16 protein-coding genes and 1 tRNA gene are annotated in these 17,705 nt (G+C 64.7%); 12 read left to right on the plus strand and 5 right to left on the minus strand.

What is annotated here, in order from left to right; translation table 11 throughout:
* Positions 1-26: 26 nt before the first annotated feature.
* Positions 27-779: an O-methyltransferase gene (locus H7K34_RS18845; RefSeq protein ID WP_264063488.1), complete on the minus strand. Its 753-nt coding sequence runs from the start codon at positions 777-779 to the stop codon at positions 27-29.
* A 195-nt stretch (positions 780-974) separates the two neighbouring features.
* On the opposite strand from H7K34_RS18845, the gene H7K34_RS18850 reads away from it, so the two are divergent.
* The 10 genes from H7K34_RS18850 to H7K34_RS18895 all read left to right on the plus strand — a co-directional run bounded on the left by H7K34_RS18850 (position 975) and on the right by H7K34_RS18895 (position 8,907).
* On the plus strand, positions 975-1,841 hold the full coding sequence (locus H7K34_RS18850; RefSeq protein WP_264063489.1) for a ParA family protein: 867 nt from the start codon (positions 975-977) through the stop codon (positions 1,839-1,841).
* Positions 1,838-2,674 carry a segregation/condensation protein A gene (locus tag H7K34_RS18855; protein ID WP_264063490.1) on the plus strand — a complete coding sequence of 279 codons (837 nt, stop codon included), beginning with the start codon at positions 1,838-1,840 and terminating at the stop codon, positions 2,672-2,674. The genes H7K34_RS18850 and H7K34_RS18855 overlap by 4 nt, the downstream gene beginning before the upstream one ends.
* 23 nt (positions 2,675-2,697) lie before the next feature.
* Positions 2,698-3,378: an SMC-Scp complex subunit ScpB gene (gene scpB, locus H7K34_RS18860; protein WP_264063620.1), complete on the plus strand. Its 681-nt coding sequence runs from the start codon at positions 2,698-2,700 to the stop codon at positions 3,376-3,378.
* Positions 3,378-4,121, plus strand: a complete 744-nt coding sequence (locus H7K34_RS18865; RefSeq protein WP_264063491.1) for a pseudouridine synthase — start codon at positions 3,378-3,380, stop codon at positions 4,119-4,121. Before scpB ends, H7K34_RS18865 begins: the two co-directional genes overlap by 1 nt.
* Positions 4,121-4,804, plus strand: coding sequence for a (d)CMP kinase (gene cmk, locus H7K34_RS18870; RefSeq protein ID WP_264063492.1), 684 nt, complete (start codon positions 4,121-4,123; stop codon positions 4,802-4,804). Before H7K34_RS18865 ends, cmk begins: the two co-directional genes overlap by 1 nt.
* On the plus strand, positions 4,801-6,201 hold the full coding sequence (gene der / locus H7K34_RS18875; protein ID WP_264063493.1) for a ribosome biogenesis GTPase Der: 1,401 nt from the start codon (positions 4,801-4,803) through the stop codon (positions 6,199-6,201). Before cmk ends, der begins: the two co-directional genes overlap by 4 nt.
* A 111-nt stretch (positions 6,202-6,312) precedes the next feature.
* Positions 6,313-7,125, plus strand: coding sequence for an SDR family NAD(P)-dependent oxidoreductase (locus tag H7K34_RS18880; protein WP_264063621.1), 813 nt, complete (start codon positions 6,313-6,315; stop codon positions 7,123-7,125).
* 21 nt (positions 7,126-7,146) lie between these two features.
* Positions 7,147-7,971: a cyclase family protein gene (locus tag H7K34_RS18885; RefSeq protein WP_264063495.1), complete on the plus strand. Its 825-nt coding sequence runs from the start codon at positions 7,147-7,149 to the stop codon at positions 7,969-7,971.
* A 1-nt stretch (position 7,972) separates the two neighbouring features.
* On the plus strand, positions 7,973-8,746 hold the full coding sequence (locus H7K34_RS18890) for an IclR family transcriptional regulator (RefSeq protein ID WP_264063497.1): 774 nt from the start codon (positions 7,973-7,975) through the stop codon (positions 8,744-8,746).
* Between the two features lie 87 nt (positions 8,747-8,833).
* A tRNA-Pro gene (locus H7K34_RS18895) sits at positions 8,834-8,907 on the plus strand.
* Here H7K34_RS18895 and H7K34_RS18900 read toward each other — a convergent pair.
* Positions 8,899-10,479 carry a DHA2 family efflux MFS transporter permease subunit gene (locus H7K34_RS18900; protein WP_264063499.1) on the minus strand — a complete coding sequence of 527 codons (1,581 nt, stop codon included), beginning with the start codon at positions 10,477-10,479 and terminating at the stop codon, positions 8,899-8,901. The genes H7K34_RS18895 and H7K34_RS18900 overlap by 9 nt on opposite strands.
* A 255-nt stretch (positions 10,480-10,734) precedes the next feature.
* On the opposite strand from H7K34_RS18900, the gene H7K34_RS18905 reads away from it, so the two are divergent.
* Together H7K34_RS18905 and H7K34_RS18910 are read left to right on the plus strand one after the other, a co-directional pair.
* On the plus strand, positions 10,735-11,406 hold the full coding sequence (locus tag H7K34_RS18905; RefSeq protein WP_372510790.1) for a response regulator: 672 nt from the start codon (positions 10,735-10,737) through the stop codon (positions 11,404-11,406).
* 54 nt (positions 11,407-11,460) lie between these two features.
* Positions 11,461-12,978, plus strand: coding sequence for a GAF domain-containing sensor histidine kinase (locus H7K34_RS18910; RefSeq protein ID WP_264063502.1), 1,518 nt, complete (start codon positions 11,461-11,463; stop codon positions 12,976-12,978).
* A gap of 39 nt (positions 12,979-13,017) precedes the next feature.
* Here the strand turns inward: H7K34_RS18910 and H7K34_RS18915 are convergent, their stop codons facing one another.
* The 3 genes from H7K34_RS18915 to H7K34_RS18925 form a co-directional block, all read right to left on the minus strand.
* The gene (locus H7K34_RS18915) at positions 13,018-13,950 is read right to left on the minus strand and encodes a class I SAM-dependent methyltransferase (protein WP_264063623.1); all 933 of its coding nucleotides are present in this window, start codon (positions 13,948-13,950) and stop codon (positions 13,018-13,020) included.
* 48 nt (positions 13,951-13,998) lie between these two features.
* Positions 13,999-14,124, minus strand: a complete 126-nt coding sequence (locus H7K34_RS18920; protein ID WP_264063505.1) for a hypothetical protein — start codon at positions 14,122-14,124, stop codon at positions 13,999-14,001.
* 332 nt (positions 14,125-14,456) lie between these two features.
* Entirely contained in the window at positions 14,457-17,537 is a 3,081-nt protein-coding gene (locus H7K34_RS18925; RefSeq protein ID WP_264063507.1) for a type 2 lanthipeptide synthetase LanM family protein, read from the minus strand.
* Positions 17,538-17,705 lie beyond the last annotated feature (168 nt).

Below are 17,705 nucleotides of genomic sequence, written 5' to 3' on the forward strand. Positions count from 1 at the left end.
TCGATCTCGGTGATAGGTAACGCGGGTCAGCCGAGGTAGTCGGATTCCAGCACCAGGTCGGAAACCAGTGACTGGTACTCGAGGTGGGCCTTGTGTTCGACCGTGTTCCACAGCTTGCCCTGCTGCTGACGCATGTACTCGCGGTACTTCGGCGCGCCCGGCACCCTGACGTTGTCGGCGACAGCGATCGAGCCGGTATGCAGCCAGCCCCGATCCGCGATGCTCAACAGGTCGTTCAGGTAAGCGTCCTTGTCGTGGTCGAGGAAGAGGAAATCGAGTGCACCAGAAGCGAATCCGTGCTCGGCGGCAAGCGCGTCGAGCGTGCGTCCGCCGTCGCTGATGGTGCCGACGACACACGTCACCCGGTCGGCGACACCGGCATGCGCCCAGATCCGCCGGGCGTTGGCGGCGTTGGCCTCGGCGAGTTCGACGGAGAACACCTTGGCGTTCGGGGCGGCCCGGGCGATCCGTAGGGCGCCGTAGCCGCAGTAGGTGCCGAGTTCCAGCGCGAGCGCGGGGTTGGCCCGGCGCACGGCGGCGTCGAGCAGCAGCCCCTTCTCGTCGCCAACGTTGATCAGTAGCGATTTCTCGTACGCGAACTTGTCGATGGTGGCCAGCACGTCGTCGATATCGCCGGCACGGGCGTTGTCGAGGACGTACTCGACGGCGGCGGCTTCGCGTCCGTCGCCGATCTGGCCCGTCGTGGTGATGTTTCGTGCTCCGGTGGCCATCCGCAGCACCGACCACCTCAGCAGCGGTATCCGTCGTTTGAGATCCATAGCCACCCACGATAGCCGTGCCGAAGGTGGGCCCGAATGTTGCTGGTGTGACTAAAGTTAACTCTGAATCGTGCTGCGGGCTCTACCAGCGATCTCCGCACGTATTCCCTGGTTATGTTGCCTGCGGGTCGCCCTGTTTACCCGCGCGAACCCGTTAGACTTTCCGACGATGTTCACTTTCGCAACACCCCGGGCATGACGACCGACTACCCGGACGGCGCCGTCGAGATCGGCTTGACGGGGCGTCCGCCGCGGGCCATCCCGGAACCGCAGCCGCGCACCTCGCACGGCCCAGCCAAGGTGATTGCGATGTGCAACCAAAAGGGTGGCGTCGGCAAAACCACGTCGACGATCAACCTGGGCGCCGCACTCGCCGAGTACGGCCGGCGGGTGCTGCTGGTGGACATGGATCCGCAGGGCGCGCTGTCCGCGGGCCTCGGCGTTCCGCACTACGAGTTGGAACAGACCATTCACAACGTGCTGGTTGAGCCGCGGATGTCGATCGACGACGTGCTGCTGTCCACCCGGGTCAAGCATCTGGACCTGGTGCCCAGCAATATCGACCTGTCGGCCGCCGAGATCCAGCTGGTCAACGAGGTGGGCCGCGAGCAGACGCTGGGCCGGGCGCTGCATCCGGTGCTGGACCGCTACGACTACGTGTTGATCGACTGCCAGCCGTCGCTGGGTCTGCTCACCGTCAACGGGCTGGCCTGCTCCGACGGCGTCGTCATCCCCACCGAATGCGAATACTTCTCATTGCGCGGCCTGGCGCTGCTCACCGACACCGTCGACAAGGTGCGCGACCGGCTCAACCCGAAGCTGGAGATCAGCGGCATCCTGCTCACCCGCTACGACCCGCGGACCGTCAACGCCCGCGAGGTGATGGCCCGTGTCGTGGAACGTTTCGGTGACCTAGTCTTCGACACCGTGATCACCCGGACCGTCCGTTTCCCGGAGACCAGCGTGGCGGGCGAACCCATCACCACCTGGGCGCCCAAGTCGACGGGTGCCATGGCCTATCGTGCCCTGGCCCGCGAATTCATCGACCGATTTGGCGCGTGAACGACACAGCAAACGGCGAGGCGCCACCGCAGAACGGCTCCGCGGCTGGTTTCCAAGTCCGCCTCACCAACTTCGAGGGGCCGTTCGACCTGCTGTTGCAGCTGATCTTTGCGCATCGTCTCGACGTGACCGAGGTGGCGCTGCATCGGGTCACCGACGACTTCATCGCCTACACCCGCGAAATCGGCTCCCAGCTGGACCTGGAGGAGACCACCGCGTTTTTGGTGGTCGCCGCGACCCTGCTGGATCTCAAGACGGCCCGGCTGCTGCCGGCGGGCCAGATCGACGACGAAGAAGACCTCGCGCTGCTTGAGGTGCGCGACCTACTGTTCGCCCGGCTCCTGCAATACCGCGCGTTCAAGCACGTCGCGGAGATGTTCGCCGAGCTGGAAGCCACCGCGTTACGCAGCTATCCGCGCTCGGTGTCGCTGGAGGATCCGTTCACCGAACTGCTCCCGGAGGTGATGATCGGTGTCGACGCCGAGCGCTTCGCCGAGATCGCCGCGATTGCATTCACCCCGCGGCCGGTGCCGACGGTATCCATCGGCCACCTGCACGAACTCAACGTCTCGGTTCCCGAACAGGCCCTGAAATTGCTGGGGATGCTCGAGGCGCGGGGCAGCGGCCAATGGGCCACGTTCTCCGAGCTGGTCGCCGACTGCGAGATGCCGATGGAGATCTTCGGTCGCTTCCTGGCGCTGCTCGAGCTGTATCGGTCCCGGGCGGTAGCATTCGACCAGTCGGAGCCGCTTGGCGTGCTCCAGATTTCGTGGACCGGCGAGCGTCCGACCACCGAAGCCATGGCGGAAGCCGAGGAGGAGCGGCGCTCGTGACCGAAGAATCGCCGGATATCGATATGGGCGTCGAACTCGATATCGGGATCCCGGAGATCGCCGAGGCAGCGCCGATGGAGCCCGAGGAACTCGGGTCCGTGTTGGAGGCCCTGCTGCTGGTGGTCGACACGCCGGTCACCGACGAGGCACTGGCCGCGGCCACGGACCAACCCGTCTACCGCATCGCCGCCAAACTGCAGGTGATGGCGGAGGAACTCACCCAACGCGACAGCGGTATCGACTTGCGGAAAACCGGTGAGGGGTGGCGGATGTACACCCGCGCCCGGTTCGCGCCCTACGTGGAGAAGCTGCTGCTGGACGGTGCGCGATCCAAACTCACCCGGGCCGCACTCGAGACCCTGGCCGTGGTGGCATACCGCCAGCCCGTGACCCGCGCGCGGGTCAGCGCGGTGCGCGGCGTCAACGTGGACGCGGTGATTCGCACGCTGCTGGCGCGCGGGCTGATCACCGAGGCCGGCGTCGACGAGGACAGCGGTGCGGTCACCTTCGCCACCACGGAGCTGTTCCTCGAGCGGTTGGGGCTGGAATCGCTGACGGACCTGCCCGACATCGCACCGCTGCTTCCCGACGTCGACACGATCGAGGACCTGACCGAATCCCTGGACAGCGAGCCACGTTTCATGAAGTTGGCGGGCGGCTCATCGCCCGAACAGTCGCTGTCGTTCGACGTGGACCAGGATTGATGGTCGAAGATCAGGGGATCCGGCTGCAAAAAGTGTTGTCCCAGGCCGGAATTGCATCGCGCCGGGCGGCCGAGAAACTGATTATCGACGGCCGCGTCGAGGTGGACGGGCAGGTGGTGACCGAGCTGGGCACCCGGGTCGATCCCGATACCTCCGTGATCCGCGTGGACGGCGCCAGGATCGTCGTCGACGCATCCCAGGTGTATTTGGCGCTGAACAAACCGCGGGGGATGCACTCGACGATGTCCGACGACCGTGGCCGTCCGTGCATCGGTGACCTGATCGAGCGGAAAGTGCGGGGCAACAAGAAGCTCTTTCACGTGGGGCGGTTGGACGCTGACACCGAAGGGCTGATCCTGCTGACCAACGACGGTGAGCTGGCGCACCGGCTGATGCACCCCTCCCATGAAGTGCCTAAGACGTATCTGGCGACAGTCAGTGGGACTGTGCCGCGCGGGGTGGGCAAGAAATTGCGGGCGGGTATCGAGTTGGAGGATGGTCCGGCGTGCGTCGACGACTTCGCCGTGGTGGATGCGATCCCCGGAAGGACATTGGTGCGCTTGACGTTACACGAAGGACGCAACCGCATCGTGCGCCGGATGCTGGCGGCAATGGGATTCCCGGTGGAGGCGCTGGTGCGCACCGAGATCGGTTCAGTATCGCTGGGCAAGCAGCGGCCGGGCAGCATCCGGGCATTGCGCCAAGACGAGGTCGGGCAGCTGTACAAAGCGGTGGGCTTGTGATGATTGGCGTTGCTGTGGCGATCGACGGCCCCGCGGGAACCGGAAAGTCCTCGGTGTCAAAAGGATTGGCGCGAGCCCTGGGCGCTCGCTACCTGGACACCGGGGGCATGTACCGGATGGTGACGCTGGCCGTGTTGCGCGACGGTATCGACCCGGACAACGCCGACGCGGTCGCACGGGTCGCCGAGACGGTGTCGATGTCGGTGGACTATGCGCCCGATGGTGACCGCTATTGTCTGGCCGGAGAAGATGTCTCGGCCGAGATTCGCGGTGACCAAGTCACCGGTGCCGTATCGGCGGTGTCGTCGGTGCCTGCCGTACGCACCCGGCTTGTCGCGCTGCAACGCGAAATGGCCGACGGGCCTGGCAGTGTCGTCGTTGAGGGCCGCGATATCGGGACGGTGGTTTTGCCCGGCGCACCGGTGAAGATCTTCTTGACCGCGTCGGCCGAAACCCGGGCCCGGCGCCGCAACGACCAGAACGTCGCCGCGGGACTGGCCGACGACTACGACGGCGTGCTGGCCGACGTGCGCCGTCGCGATCACCTGGATTCCACCCGGGCGGTGTCGCCGCTGCGACCGGCGTCCGACGCGGTGACCGTCGACACCAGCGACATGACCGAGGCGCAGGTGATCGACCATCTACTGGAGTTGGTCAAGCAGCGAAGCGAGGCAGTGCGGTGACGCAGGACGGCACCTGGTCCGACGAAAGCGAATGGGAGCTCGGCGATTCCGACTCGGCGGAGTTCGGCGAAGCCGGTCCCGCGCCGGTGGTGGCGATCGTCGGCCGGCCCAATGTCGGCAAGTCGACACTGGTCAACCGGATCCTGGGACGGCGCGAAGCGGTGGTGCAGGACATCCCCGGCGTGACGCGCGACCGGGTTTCCTACGACGCGCTGTGGACCGGGCGCCGGTTCGTCGTGCAGGACACCGGGGGGTGGGAGCCGGACGCCAAGGGGCTGCAGCAGCTGGTGGCCGAACAGGCGTCAGTGGCGATGCGTACCGCCGACGCGGTGGTTTTGGTGGTTGACGCGACGGTCGGCGCGACGGCCGCCGACGAGGATGCCGCCCGGATCCTGTTGCGCGCCGGTAAGCCAGTCTTCCTGGCCGCCAACAAGGTTGACAGCGAAAAGGTCGAATCGGACGCGGCCGCCCTGTGGTCGCTGGGTCTGGGTCAGCCGCACGCTGTCAGCGCCATACACGGTCGCGGCGTGGCCGATCTGCTCGACGAGGTGCTGGCGAAGTTGCCCCAGGTGTCCGAAGCGGCGCCCGCGCCTGGTGGTCCCCGGCGGGTGGCGCTGGTCGGCAAGCCGAACGTCGGCAAAAGTTCACTGCTCAACAAGCTGGCCGGCGACGAACGTTCGGTCGTCCACGACGTGGCCGGGACCACGGTGGATCCGGTGGATTCGCTGATCGAATTGGGCGGCAAGACTTGGCGTTTCGTCGACACCGCTGGCTTGCGCCGCAAGGTCGGGCAGGCCAGCGGCCACGAGTTCTACGCCTCGGTGCGCACTCATTCGGCCATCGATTCCGCCGAGGTCGTGATCGTGCTGATCGACGCGTCACAGCAGCTGACTGAGCAGGACCAGCGGGTGCTCTCGATGGTGATCGAGGCCGGCCGGGCGTTGGTACTGGCCTTCAACAAGTGGGATCTGGTCGACGAAGATCGGCGCGAGCTGCTGGACCGCGAGATCGACCGCGAGCTTGCCCAGCTGCAGTGGGCGCAGCGGGTCAACATCTCCGCCAAGACGGGGCGTGCGGTACAGAAGTTAGTGCCGGCGATGGAGACCGCGCTGGCGTCGTGGGACGCCCGTATTGCGACCGGCCCGCTGAACACCTGGGTCAAGGAGATCATGGCTGCCACGCCACCTCCGGTGCGGGGCGGCAAGCAGCCGCGCATTCTGTTCGCCACCCAGGCCGCTGCCCGGCCGCCGACATTCGTGTTGTTCACCACCGGCTTTCTCGAGGCCGGCTACCGGCGCTTCCTGGAGCGGCGGCTGCGCGAGACGTTCGGCTTCGAGGGCAGCCCGATCCGGATCAACGTGCGGGTGCGCGAGAAGCGAACCATCAAGCGCCGCTGACCTCAGCATTGCGTGTGCGTCCAGGGCGCCCTGGATGCACACTCGACGCCCTCACCGCACAACCGACGTTGACGTTCTTCGCTTCGTGCACCAGATTCCTGTATAACGGGCATAGATGCCCGTATCGCGGGAATTATTGGAGGAGCGGTGAGCGCGGCGCGATTCAGCGTGCAGGACAAGTCGATATTGATCACCGGCGCGACCGGGTCTTTGGGCAGTGTGGCAACGCGCGCCCTGGCCGGCGCCGGCGCCCGGCTGACGCTGGCCGGAGGCAACACCGAGCGCCTGGCCAAGCTGGTCGACGAGGCCGGGCTGCGCGACGCGGCAGTGGTCGTCCGCCGCCCCGACGCCCCGGCCGACGCCGAGGCCATGGTCGAGGAGGCCGTCGCCCGCCACGGCCGGCTCGATGGCGTCCTGGTCGCCTCCGGCATGAACCACGTCGCGTCCATCACCGAGATGACCGTCGACGACTTCGACGACGTGATGAAGGCAAACGCGAGAGGAGCCTGGCTGGTCTGCCAGGCGGCCGGACGGGTGCTGCTGCAGCAGGGCGGGGGAGGCAGCGTCGTGCTGGTCTCGTCGGTGCGCGGCAGCCTCGGCCATCCCGCGGGCTACAGCGCCTACTGCCCGTCGAAAGCGGCCACCGACCTGCTGGCCAAGTCGTTGGCCGCGGAATGGGGACCGCAAGGCATTCGGGTAAACGCCTTAGCCCCAACGGTGTTTCGGTCAGAGCTGACCGAATGGATGTACGCCGACGACGACAAAGGACGCGAAACCCGCGAGGCGATGTTCGCCCGAATCCCGTTGCGCCGCTTCGCCGAACCAGGAGACTTCGTCGGTGCGCTGATCTATCTGCTCAGCGACGCGTCGAGTTTCTACACCGGCCAGGTGATGTATCTGGATGGCGGCTACACCGCATGCTGACGCAGGAAGGATGACATAGCCATGAGTTTCACCTGGCCCCTCGGTGATGCCGAGTCGAAGCTGGAGTTCTACGACCTGTCCCACCCTTGGGGTCATGGTGTGCCGGCGTGGCCGTACTTCGAGGATGTCAAGGTCGAACGGCTGCACACCATGGCCAGAAGCCGCGTCCTCACCCAAAAAGTCACCACGGTAATGCATTCCGGCACTCACATTGACGCGCCGGGTCACGTCATCGAAGGCATGCCGCTGCTCGATGAGATCCCGCTGAGCGCCTTCTTCGGCACCGGGGTCGTCGTGTCGATTCCGAAGAAGAAGTGGGAGGTCGTCACCGCCGAGGACCTGGAGAACGCCACGCCGCAGATCCGGGCAGGGGACATCGTCATCGTCAACACCGGCTGGCACCACACCTACGCCGACAGCGCCGAGTACTACGCCTACTCGCCGGGCTTCTACAAGGAGGCCGGTGAATGGTTCGCCGCCAAAGGTGTCAAAGCCGTTGGTACGGACACCCAAGCGCTGGACCATCCGATGGCCACCGCGATCGCCCCGCACGGCCCCGCCGAGCATGCTGGCGGCCTGTTGCCCTGGGCGGTCAAGGAATACGAAGAGCTCACCGGCCGCAAGGTGCTCGACGACTTCCCGGAGTGGGAGCCGTGTCACCGCGCGATTCTGTCCAAGGGTATTTACGGCTTCGAGAATGTGGGCGGCGACTTGGACAAGGTCACCGGTAAGCGCGTCACCTTTGCGGCGTTTCCGTGGCGCTGGGTTGGCGGCGACGGTTGCATCGTGCGGTTGGTGGCGATCACCGACCCCACCGGGAGCTACCGCCTCGAGACCGGGGCCTGAGGTGAGCGTCGACTCAGAAGAGGCCCGCGGCACCGGAATTCAGGTGATTGCCCGTGCGGCCGAGATGCTGCGGCTGTTGCAGGCACACCCGGCAGGGCTGAACCAGGCCGAGATCGGCGATCGACTCGGCATGGCGCGCTCGACCGTGAGCCGGATCCTCAATGCGCTGGACGGCGAAGGCTTGGTGGCCTCGCGCGCGGCGCGCGGTCGGTATCGGCTGGGCCCCGAGATCGCCCGGATGGCCGGCACCGTGCGCCGCAGCGTCGTGATTGACTTGCACCCGTTCATCGAAGAGTTGTCCCGCGAGCTACAGGAGACCGTCGACGTATCGATCCTGGACGGCGATCGAACGACCTTCGTCGATCAGGTCGTCTCGCCGCACCGGCTGCGCGCGATTAGCGCGGTGGGTGAGTCGTTTCCGCTGCACTGCTGCGCCAACGGCAAGGCGCTGCTGGCCAACCTGTCGCCCGAGGAACAAGCCCGGGCCGTGCCGAGTCGGCTCGCCCGGCTCACCGCGAACACCATCACCACACCGGCGGTGTTGCGCAAAGAGCTCGAGCGCGTCAAGGCCGAGGGCATTGCCTTTGACCGCGAGGAGCAGAGCGAGGGCATTTGCGCGGTGGGTGCGGTGCTCAAGGGTGTGAGCGACGAGGTGGTCGCGGTCAGCGTGCCAGTGCCTTCGCAACGGTTCTACCGCCGCGAATCCGAGCTGGCGCAGGCGCTGTGGGCGTGGGTCGAGAAGGTCAACGCCTGGTTCGAGAAGGCGGGCGACTAGGAGACTCGCAGGTAAACCACGCAATGGCCGGATGAGGACGCGGCTACGGTAGGCTTTCGACCTGCTGCCGGTGAACCCACCGGCACGCGGGCTGTGGCGCAGCTTGGTAGCGCACTTGACTGGGGGTCAAGTGGTCGCAGGTTCAAATCCTGTCAGCCCGACGCAGGTATCTGGCCCACGTTGGTCGCCGGTTTCCTCGGCAGAAACGCCGCGGGGATAAACATCAACCCGACCAGGACGACCGCTACCACGAATACGAAGCAGTAGGCGTGAGATAGGTCGTGCGACACGTTCCTCATGAAGTCGGAAGCTAGCGCTCTGCGGGGTATCGCCGACGGGTCGACTCGCAGTCCGAGCCGGGCGGCGTTCTGTCGCAGGATCGCGATTTTGTTTGCGGCGGAGATGTTTTCGCTGCGATTGAACTCGTTGGTGAGGATCACCGACATCAGCGCGGCACCTATCGACCCGGCAATCTGCTGGTTGACGCTAATTAGCGTCGAACCCCGCGCGATCTGATGCGAGGCCAAAGCCTGCACCATCGATCCCGACAGCGGCATCATGGTGCAGCCCATGCCCATGCCCATGATCGCCACCCCGGCCAGCAGCGTTGGCAGGTAATGCTCTTGACTGGCGGCACCGTAGGCGAAAATGCCCATCCCGGTGCCCAGCAGCGTGATGCCGAGCAACACGGCCTTGCCCGGTCCGTGTTTGTCCATGAACGTCCCGGCAAGCGGCATGGTCAGCATGGCCCCGAGTCCCAGTGGGATCATGTGTACCCCGGACTGCAGCGGCGTCTGGTGCAGCTCCTGCTGCAAGTAGCTCGGGAACAACACCCAGGTGCCGAAGAACGCGATGGCGAACAACAATGTCGCCGCGTTGGCGAGCGTGACTACCCGGTTCTTGAACAGCCGCAGGTCGATGAGTGCGTGGTCCGTGCGGTACAGGGCATGCACGACGAACCCGGTAATCAGCACCACACCGATCGCGGCCGGAATCCATACGTGGCGGTCGGCAACGGTGCCGCGGCCCGGGATGGACGACACCCCGTACAACAATGTCGCCACGCCGGGCGACAGCAGCAGTAGGCCGAGGAAGTCGAAGGATTCCGACGGCGTCGAGCGATCTTGCGGGAACACCATCGCCGCAAGCAGGAACGCGGTCAGTCCGATCGGCACGTTGATCCAAAAGATCCACTCCCAGCTATAGGTATCGATGAGCCAGCCGCCCAGGATCGGCCCGCCGATCGGGCCGAGCAGCAGCGGGATACCCAGCACCGCCATCAGCCGGCCGAGTCGTTTCGGGCCTGCCTCGCGCGTCATGATGGTGAACGCCAGCGGTATCAACATGCCGCCACCGAGGCCCTGCGCCATGCGAAATGCGATGAGCAAGAAGATGTTTGGGGCCATCGCGCACAGCAATGAGCCCAAAGTGAACGCCAGCACCGATCCCATGAAGAGTCGTTTGGTGCCGAATCGGTCGGCTGCCCACCCCGACAGCGGTATGACGGTGGCCATCGCGAGTGTGTAGCCGGTCGTCGTCCAGGCGACGATCGCCTGGGTGGAATGGAATGCGTCGATGAAAGTGCGCTGCGCGACGCTGATGACGGTGATGTCCAGGTTCGACATCACTGAGGCCAGCATGCACACGCCCGCGATCCGAAGTAGCGCGGCGTCCAGCTTCTCAGGGCAGAGGTGTTCGCCGGGCACCAGCAGTCCAATGCGATCGTTTGACACGGTTCCTCCCTTGCTAACTGGTGAGCGCGCAAACGTCAGGTGGGGCTCTACGGCATATCTGCTCCAGGCCCGCAGGCCGGGCCGGTGTCGCTCAGGCTCTTGGCGCTTCTATGAATCTCGATATTCCCAGTCGACGTGGTCCAGGACGCCCCCGCTGGCATCCTTTTAGCGGCCACCGCCAGCCTGACTAGGGCATACCTACTAGCTGCAATTACGCTCAGCACTGTCGGTGGTTGCGCAAGCGAAGGGATCGACGTGGCAGTGCAGGCAGGGCAGGCGGGACTGCGGGTTGTGCTCGCCGACGACGATGTGCTGCTACGGGAAGGGCTAGCCAGCCTGCTCGCACGTTCGGGTTACGACGTCGTGGGCCAGGTCGGTGACGCCTCGACACTTCTAGAACTGGTCCGTACCCAGCGGCCGGAGCTCGTGATTGTCGACATCCGCATGCCTCCGACCGGCACCACCGACGGACTCGATGCGGGAATCGCTATCCGCCAGGAGATGCCGGAAGTCGGGTTGCTTGTCTTGTCAGCCCACATCGAAGTTGAACATGCGATCCAGCTGCTGGCGAGCGGTGGCGGTGTGGGCTACCTGCTGAAAACCCGGGTTACCGATGTCGCCGACTTTGTCGACACGCTGGGGCGGATCGCCAACGGCGCATCCGTGGTGGATCCCGCCCTGGTTCAGGAATTGGTGTCCGCGCGCAAGCGTGATGATCCACTCGCCGCGCTCAGCCCGCGCGAAAAGGAAGTGTTAGCACTGATGGCAGAGGGCCGCTCAAACGCCGGCATTGCGCGGCAGTTGTGGCTGGCCGAAGGCACCGTCGAGAAGCACGTGCGCAGCATCATGACGAAATTGGACCTGCACGAGACCCCTGACGATCACCGCCGCGTCCGCGCGGTTGTCACCTTCCTCGAGGCTCGCTGACGGGCGGCCGCGGTGATGACGGCGTGGCCACGGATGCGTGCTCGATTGGATTCGATGCCGCTGTCACGGACCGCACTACCCATGCCACTGGGGCTTGCGGTAGCGGCCGGAGTCATTGCGGTAGAGACTCTCGTGTTGCTTTTGCTCAAGAAGCTCGCCCCTGACAACGCCTTCGGCGTCTTGTATCTGGTGGGTGTCTTGGTCGTCGCAACAGGCTGGGGCGCCGGTTTGACCGCTGTGATGGCGGTGATAAGCGCGATTGCGTATGACTGTTTCCGTCGCTGGCCGAATATCGGTGCGGCGCTGACCCAGCTCCAGGACTGGCTGGTATTGTTGGTCTTCGTCGTCGTCGGGCTGGTAGCGCACGCTTTGGCGCGCACCGCACGCACGCGTGCGGCGGAAGCAGAGGAACGCCGGCAGCAAGCCGAGGCAAGCAGCGAAGCGCTCGGTGCCCTGGCGGACCAACAAGCCGCGCTACGCCGAGTCGCGACGTTGGTCGCCCGGGGAGTCCCGGCATCCGAGATCTTCCCGGCGGTGGCGCATGAGCTGGCGCGCTGCCTCGCGGTTACCGACACGTCGCTCTGGCGCTACGAACCTGACAACACCGCCACACTTGTCGCGGCTTTCGACGACCCCGGACAGACGAAGCGCAAGCCAGTGGGCACTCGCCTGCCGCTAGAGGGCGACAACATGGTCAACACGGTGGCTCACACCGGTAGACCTGCCCGAGTGGATGACAATGAAACAAAGATCGGTGCCATCCCGACGCTCATCCGCGGGCTTGGCTTGCGCTCTGGGGTAGCGACGCCGATCTTCGTCGAACGCCGGCTGTGGGGCGCCGCGGTTATCGGATCTCGCCAGGCGGTGCCACTGCCACCGGACACCGAGCAGCGGATCGGCGAGTTCACCGAACTCGTCGCTACCGCCATTGCCAATGCTGAAGCGCACGCCGCACTCAAAGCCTCACGCGCGCGTATCGTCGCTGCCGCCGATGATGCGCGCCGGCGTTTGGAGCGAGATCTGCACGACGGCGCGCAGCAACGGCTCGTGTCCCTTGCGCTCCAGCTAAGCTCCATCGGGGAAGATTTGCCCCCCGAACTCGGCCCGCTCAAAACACAATTCTCCGAGGCCGTAGCCGAATTAGCCTCGGCGTCAGCGGATCTCCGAGAGATTGCTAGGGGCATTCATCCGGCGATCGTATCCATCGGCGCCCTTGGCCCGGCGCTCAAGACGCTCGCACGCCGCTGCACCATCCCGGTCACGCTGCACGCGAAAATCGAAGGCCGAGTATCCGAGCCGGCCGAAGTCGCCGCGTATTACGTTGTTGCCGAGGCCCTTACCAACGCCAGCCGGCACGCGCAGGCTTCCGGGGTAGATATCGACGCCCAAACCAACGGATCGGATCTGGTGCTTTTCATTCGCGACGACGGCGCCGGTGGAGCCGACATCGAAAATGGGTCCGGTCTCATCGGCTTGATCGATCGGCTAGAAGCCCTCGGTGGCCACTTGAGCGTGCGAAGCCCTCCGGGCGGCGGCACCACACTGCATGCCACGATCCCAATCTCTGCCTGAAAGATCTGTGCTTACCCAAGTTCTCCGCCGTGCGTGCCATCACAACCGCTGCGCGGTGACAAACTCGGCGAACGCTGCCTTGTCCTCAGCCATCGGCTTGCCATCAACCCAGCGGCCCAGCCGGTGCATCTCGTCCAGTGCGCTTTGGCCCGTGGCCCGCCAGCCGTGGTTGTTGAGCCAATCGGCGACAACGGCACGATTCTCGTCGTGGTAGACCAGCTCCAGCACGTCCACGGCCTGCTCGAAGCCGAACGCAGCGGCGACGTTCTTGAACCGCTCGCGCATTTCCTCTCGCCGCGCGTTGCCATGGTGAGGCGAGGTTTCAGCCGCGATCCGGCTGCCGGCAGGGCTCAGCTCACCGATCTGGTGGAAAAGCTTGTCCTGCGCTTCGGCGGGCAGATACATCAACAACCCCTCGGCCAACCAAGCGGTCCGTGCTGCCGGGTCGAAGCCTGCGGCGCGCAGGGCGGCCGGCCAGTCCTGACGTAAGTCGATGGGCACCGCGCGGCGATCGGCCGCGGGCGCCACCCCGTTTTCCGTCAGCATCGTGGACTTGTAGGCCAGCACCTTAGGCTGATCGATCTCATACACGGTGGTACCAGTCGGCCAATCCAGGCGGTAGGCACGAGAATCCAGTCCCGACGCCAGAATCACGACCTGGCGGATTCCGTCGGCCACCGCATCGTTGAAGTATGTGTCGAAGAAGTTTGTCCGCACCGCTTGGTAATCGGGCATGTGAGCGACGACGGCCGCGACCTCGGCGTCGATAACTTCGAGCTTGGCCACCATCGACGGGTCCAGCATCGCTACCCATAGAAGGTTGGCACCGGCATTGGCGACCAGCAGTTTCGCGTACGGGTCGCGGATCAACGGGTCGGGCCGATCGGTTTCGACAGCCCGGCCGGCAGCCACCATCACCGCGGTACTCCCGACACTGGTCTTGATGTCCCAGGTGTCGTCAGGGGTGCGCAATTCGCTCATCGTCTGCCAAGTCTCTGGATGCCGGGTATCAAAGTTCCGTCACTTAGCTGTTGGCTGCAATATGGTGGCCACCACGCGCATGGCGCCGGCACTTTCCAATGCCTCATCCGAACAGCTGGGGGTCAGGACGTCATCGATACGGCCGAAGGTAAACACTGTGCTCATGTCGATCTTCTTTCGTTGAGTTGGTGGAGCCGCACATAGCGCCTCAAAAGTGGTCTGTATGTGAACTTCTGAACGCCACGACGGTAGCCCGACACGATCACTGTTGGCCGCCCTGCTGCCGGGGATCTCGCCCCCCTGCTACCTGATATTCGGCAGGTATATCGCCGATCTGGTGGCGTGACCGAATTCCGCTCCGCGACTACCTTTGTGCCGCTTGTTCATTCCCAGATCAAGGCGTTGGGAAGGGAGGTGTCGACACGCCGCAACATCGTATAGCCGACGCCGGCGATCCCGCGGAAAAGACCAAGATTGAAGCGACTGATTCCGCTGCTCTATCGGTAGTCGCCACTCGACCCGGCGGTTTGCACAACTTCCAGCAGCCGCTGGACGGCCTTTTCGCGAAGATCGCTGCGGGCAAGCACATCGCCTGCGTCCCAAAAGAATTCGATGCTGACCAGCGTCCCGCAGCACAGCGTGTCGGTGGGTCCCGGCCACCCTAGCTCTGCTCCCGCGAGCGCGCGGCGGATGTCGGTCTGGATGAGTTGGCCACCCAGCGCCGTGTGTTTTTTCATCGCCGCCCGAGCCAGGCCGATGCCCGGGGCGCCGTTGCACCACTTGCAGCACCATGTGTCGCTGGAGCCGCTCGATGTGTCGGGCCAATTGCTGCGCTCGGCATCAAAGGTCGCGTTCTCAAAGGCAATGCATTCTTCTGCTGCGCAGGCGAACTCCTGGATCCCGGTGGCCGAGGCGAGTGATGCCAATGCGTAGGCGAAGCCCGCCGCCCCATGCGGCAAGCCGTTGAGCGGGGTGTCAGAACCGGGCGCGGGCCAGCTGCGGCGGCCTACGGGGCCAACGCGGTGTTCGGCCAGCAGATGCCTTCCGCAACTGGTTGCGCGCTCAAGTGCGTCGCCGGAACCGCTCTGGCGGTATAGCCGAAGCAGACCCAAGATAGCGCCCGCACTGCCAGTTAGAACGTCGAGCTGCCGGTCCGCTGAAATCCCGTCTGGGGTAATCAACTCCGCCGCCCGGTGAGCGTCCGAGAGCAGCTCGTCGTCAGCGAGCAGCGCTGAGATTACCGCGAGGCTGTACACGATCGACCCCAGACCGAGCCCACCGCCCAGACCGAGCAAGCGTGCGATCTGTGAGGGGTTGCGGCCTCGGATGATTGCGCGGAGCCGGCTCAGGGCTGCGACGGCAATCGTCCTCGATGATGTGCTGTTCCTAACGGCAGCGTGTGCCGCCAGAAACAGTGCAATACCGCATGTGCCGTTGTAGAGGTCGTCGCCGAGGGCGACAAGTTGCGATACCTCGGAGTCGCCGAGCCAGTCCAGGCCAATCCAGGCCGCGCCTGGCTCCTTGAAATGGGCGTGGCCGGATAGCGTTCGGGCGGCCGCGTCGGCTTCCGCGGCGAAGACTTCTTGGCTGGGCGCGCACGTTGTGACAATTCGCTGCAACCGGTTGGGCCCTGAGTCATGCGGTGCTCGTCTCAGGCTGCAGAGGCTCTGTCGAATTACCTCGGCCTGCCAAGCGATTTCCTCTTCGTCGAGGGCCTGGACGCGGGCGCGCGCACGGTCGAGGCCCGATGTCCCCTCGACACGAAACGAGGTTCCGGAGGCATCTCGGATTTCGTGACCGTCGCTGGCCGTCACGAAGTGCGGCACGTTCAACTCCACGACAGCTGCCCGCTCGACGCCTTGCAGCGGCCACAGGGGGTCGAAGTCATGCTGCCAGTCCGCCAGCCTGGCGGTGAAGTCTGCCTGAGCGGACCACATGACACCATCGTCCATCGTGCGGTGATCTTTGAGGCGTTGTAGCAGCATGTAGTAGAACCTCGTCGGCCGGGCGACTTTGCGGATCGTCAATCCGGCGAAGCCGTCGAAAAGGTCTTCCGGGCGCTGCCGTTGTAGGAACATCGCGTACTCGTTGAAACCCAACATGAAGTCGTCGACGTAATCGCCGAGCCGGGCATGATGGCCCTCGACATGCGGCAAGTTCGAAATCGCGGCAATATCAGCAACTTCCGTCGGCCGCATGGTGTCAGAATTGATACCGGTCCAGATGAGCTTGACGCGTGGAGCGGAGTTCGAGGTCACTCCACCGATGGAAAAGACTGTGTTGGAATGCTTGCCATAGACGGGAAGCAGACCGATCTCCTGGACCGAGTTGTTGAGCTTTTCCGTCGCGGCCTGGTGTGCGTGTCCCGCGTCGTCGTCGTCGGCGTCCAGGCCACCGTTTGCTTCAGCGGCCTGAAGGATCATCTCGAGATCGATCGGTACCGGGTGGTCGCCGGTGGCGATGATGTTTTCTTGATGCATGTCGACGCCGACAAAGCAGTGGAAGAGTGCCAGCCACCCACCAGCGCGGCGGAAGTAACTCTGAAAGCTTTGCGGCTGTGGGCAACTCGTGTGATTGATGAACTCGGTCCAGCCATAGCCGGCGCGGGACAACACGCGTGCCGCCTTGAGGTCGAACGGAGCGTTGCGGTTCAGCCTCTCGACCAGTGCGTACCATGCTACGTCGACGGTGAGGTCCTTGGGCTTGTACACAACTCGCGAACCGTCGTCGAAGCGGATGATCCGGACAGTGCGGCCGAGGTTGTGCGGATCAGAGAGGTCACCATCGATACTGGTTATCTCGCAGCACTTGTCGACTTCAAGCAAGCCGTGACGAATCGCCGGCAAGTCGGTGTCGAGCCGTGTGATCAGTTCAGCTGATGTGTCGATCCACTGCCGGGCCAGTGAAGCCATCAGCCGCAGCAGGACAGGCTTGTCATCGAACAGGCGACGCAATCCGCCTGCCTTCAGCTCAGAAATGAACTCGTCGTAGCGCACTGTCGAGCCGTTCAGCGGCGCCGGTGCGTGATCGACTCGGTCCGGGGTGTTGTTGGCGTCGCTTCGGGCCTTGGCGAACCGTTCGTATATCGCGGGGGCCGCAAGGTGTGACAGGTCGACCAAGAGCGAACGGTGCAGGGATGCGCGCGCCCGGCCGCCTATGGTTGCCTCCACGTGATTGTCAACAATCGACCAAAGACGCGCGTCCGCGGCGCTGACCACCGATTCCAGCAGATCGGCGAAAGGGCAAGAGTCCGCTTCGGGGATAAGGGATTTCGCGGGACTATGCAGCGCTTCGTCAACCCAGACCGCGTCGTCGATCCACGTCGGTGCCGGTTGGGAAGCGTTGCGGCGGACGGTGGCGAACTTTGCCAACACGTCTTCGATCGATAGGCCGTCCCGTCCTAGCCGGCGGGCGAACAGTGACCAGTCGCCGCTGGCCGAGGACCGGCACCAGGCCGCGAGACGACGGGCGGCCAACTCGCTGTCGCTCTTTTGGCCGGGTAATTGTTCGAATGCGTCAGACAGCAGCTCGTCGATGGTCGCAGCGCGAGTAATTAGGCGCTCGTAAAAAGCTTCCATCTCGATCTCCCGGATTACGCCCAACCGGCAGCGTCTGCAGCCGGCCAGCCAGCTACGAACTACGGCAACAGTACCTAATTGTCGCGTCGACGCTCGGATAAGACGGATTATCTATTGCCTGACTCCCGACCCACGCACATCATTCCCCGCTCAACCGAAAGGCCTGTG

This window comes from Mycobacterium montefiorense (assembly GCF_025823255.1).
In the GTDB taxonomy this organism is placed as follows: domain Bacteria; phylum Actinomycetota; class Actinomycetes; order Mycobacteriales; family Mycobacteriaceae; genus Mycobacterium; species Mycobacterium montefiorense.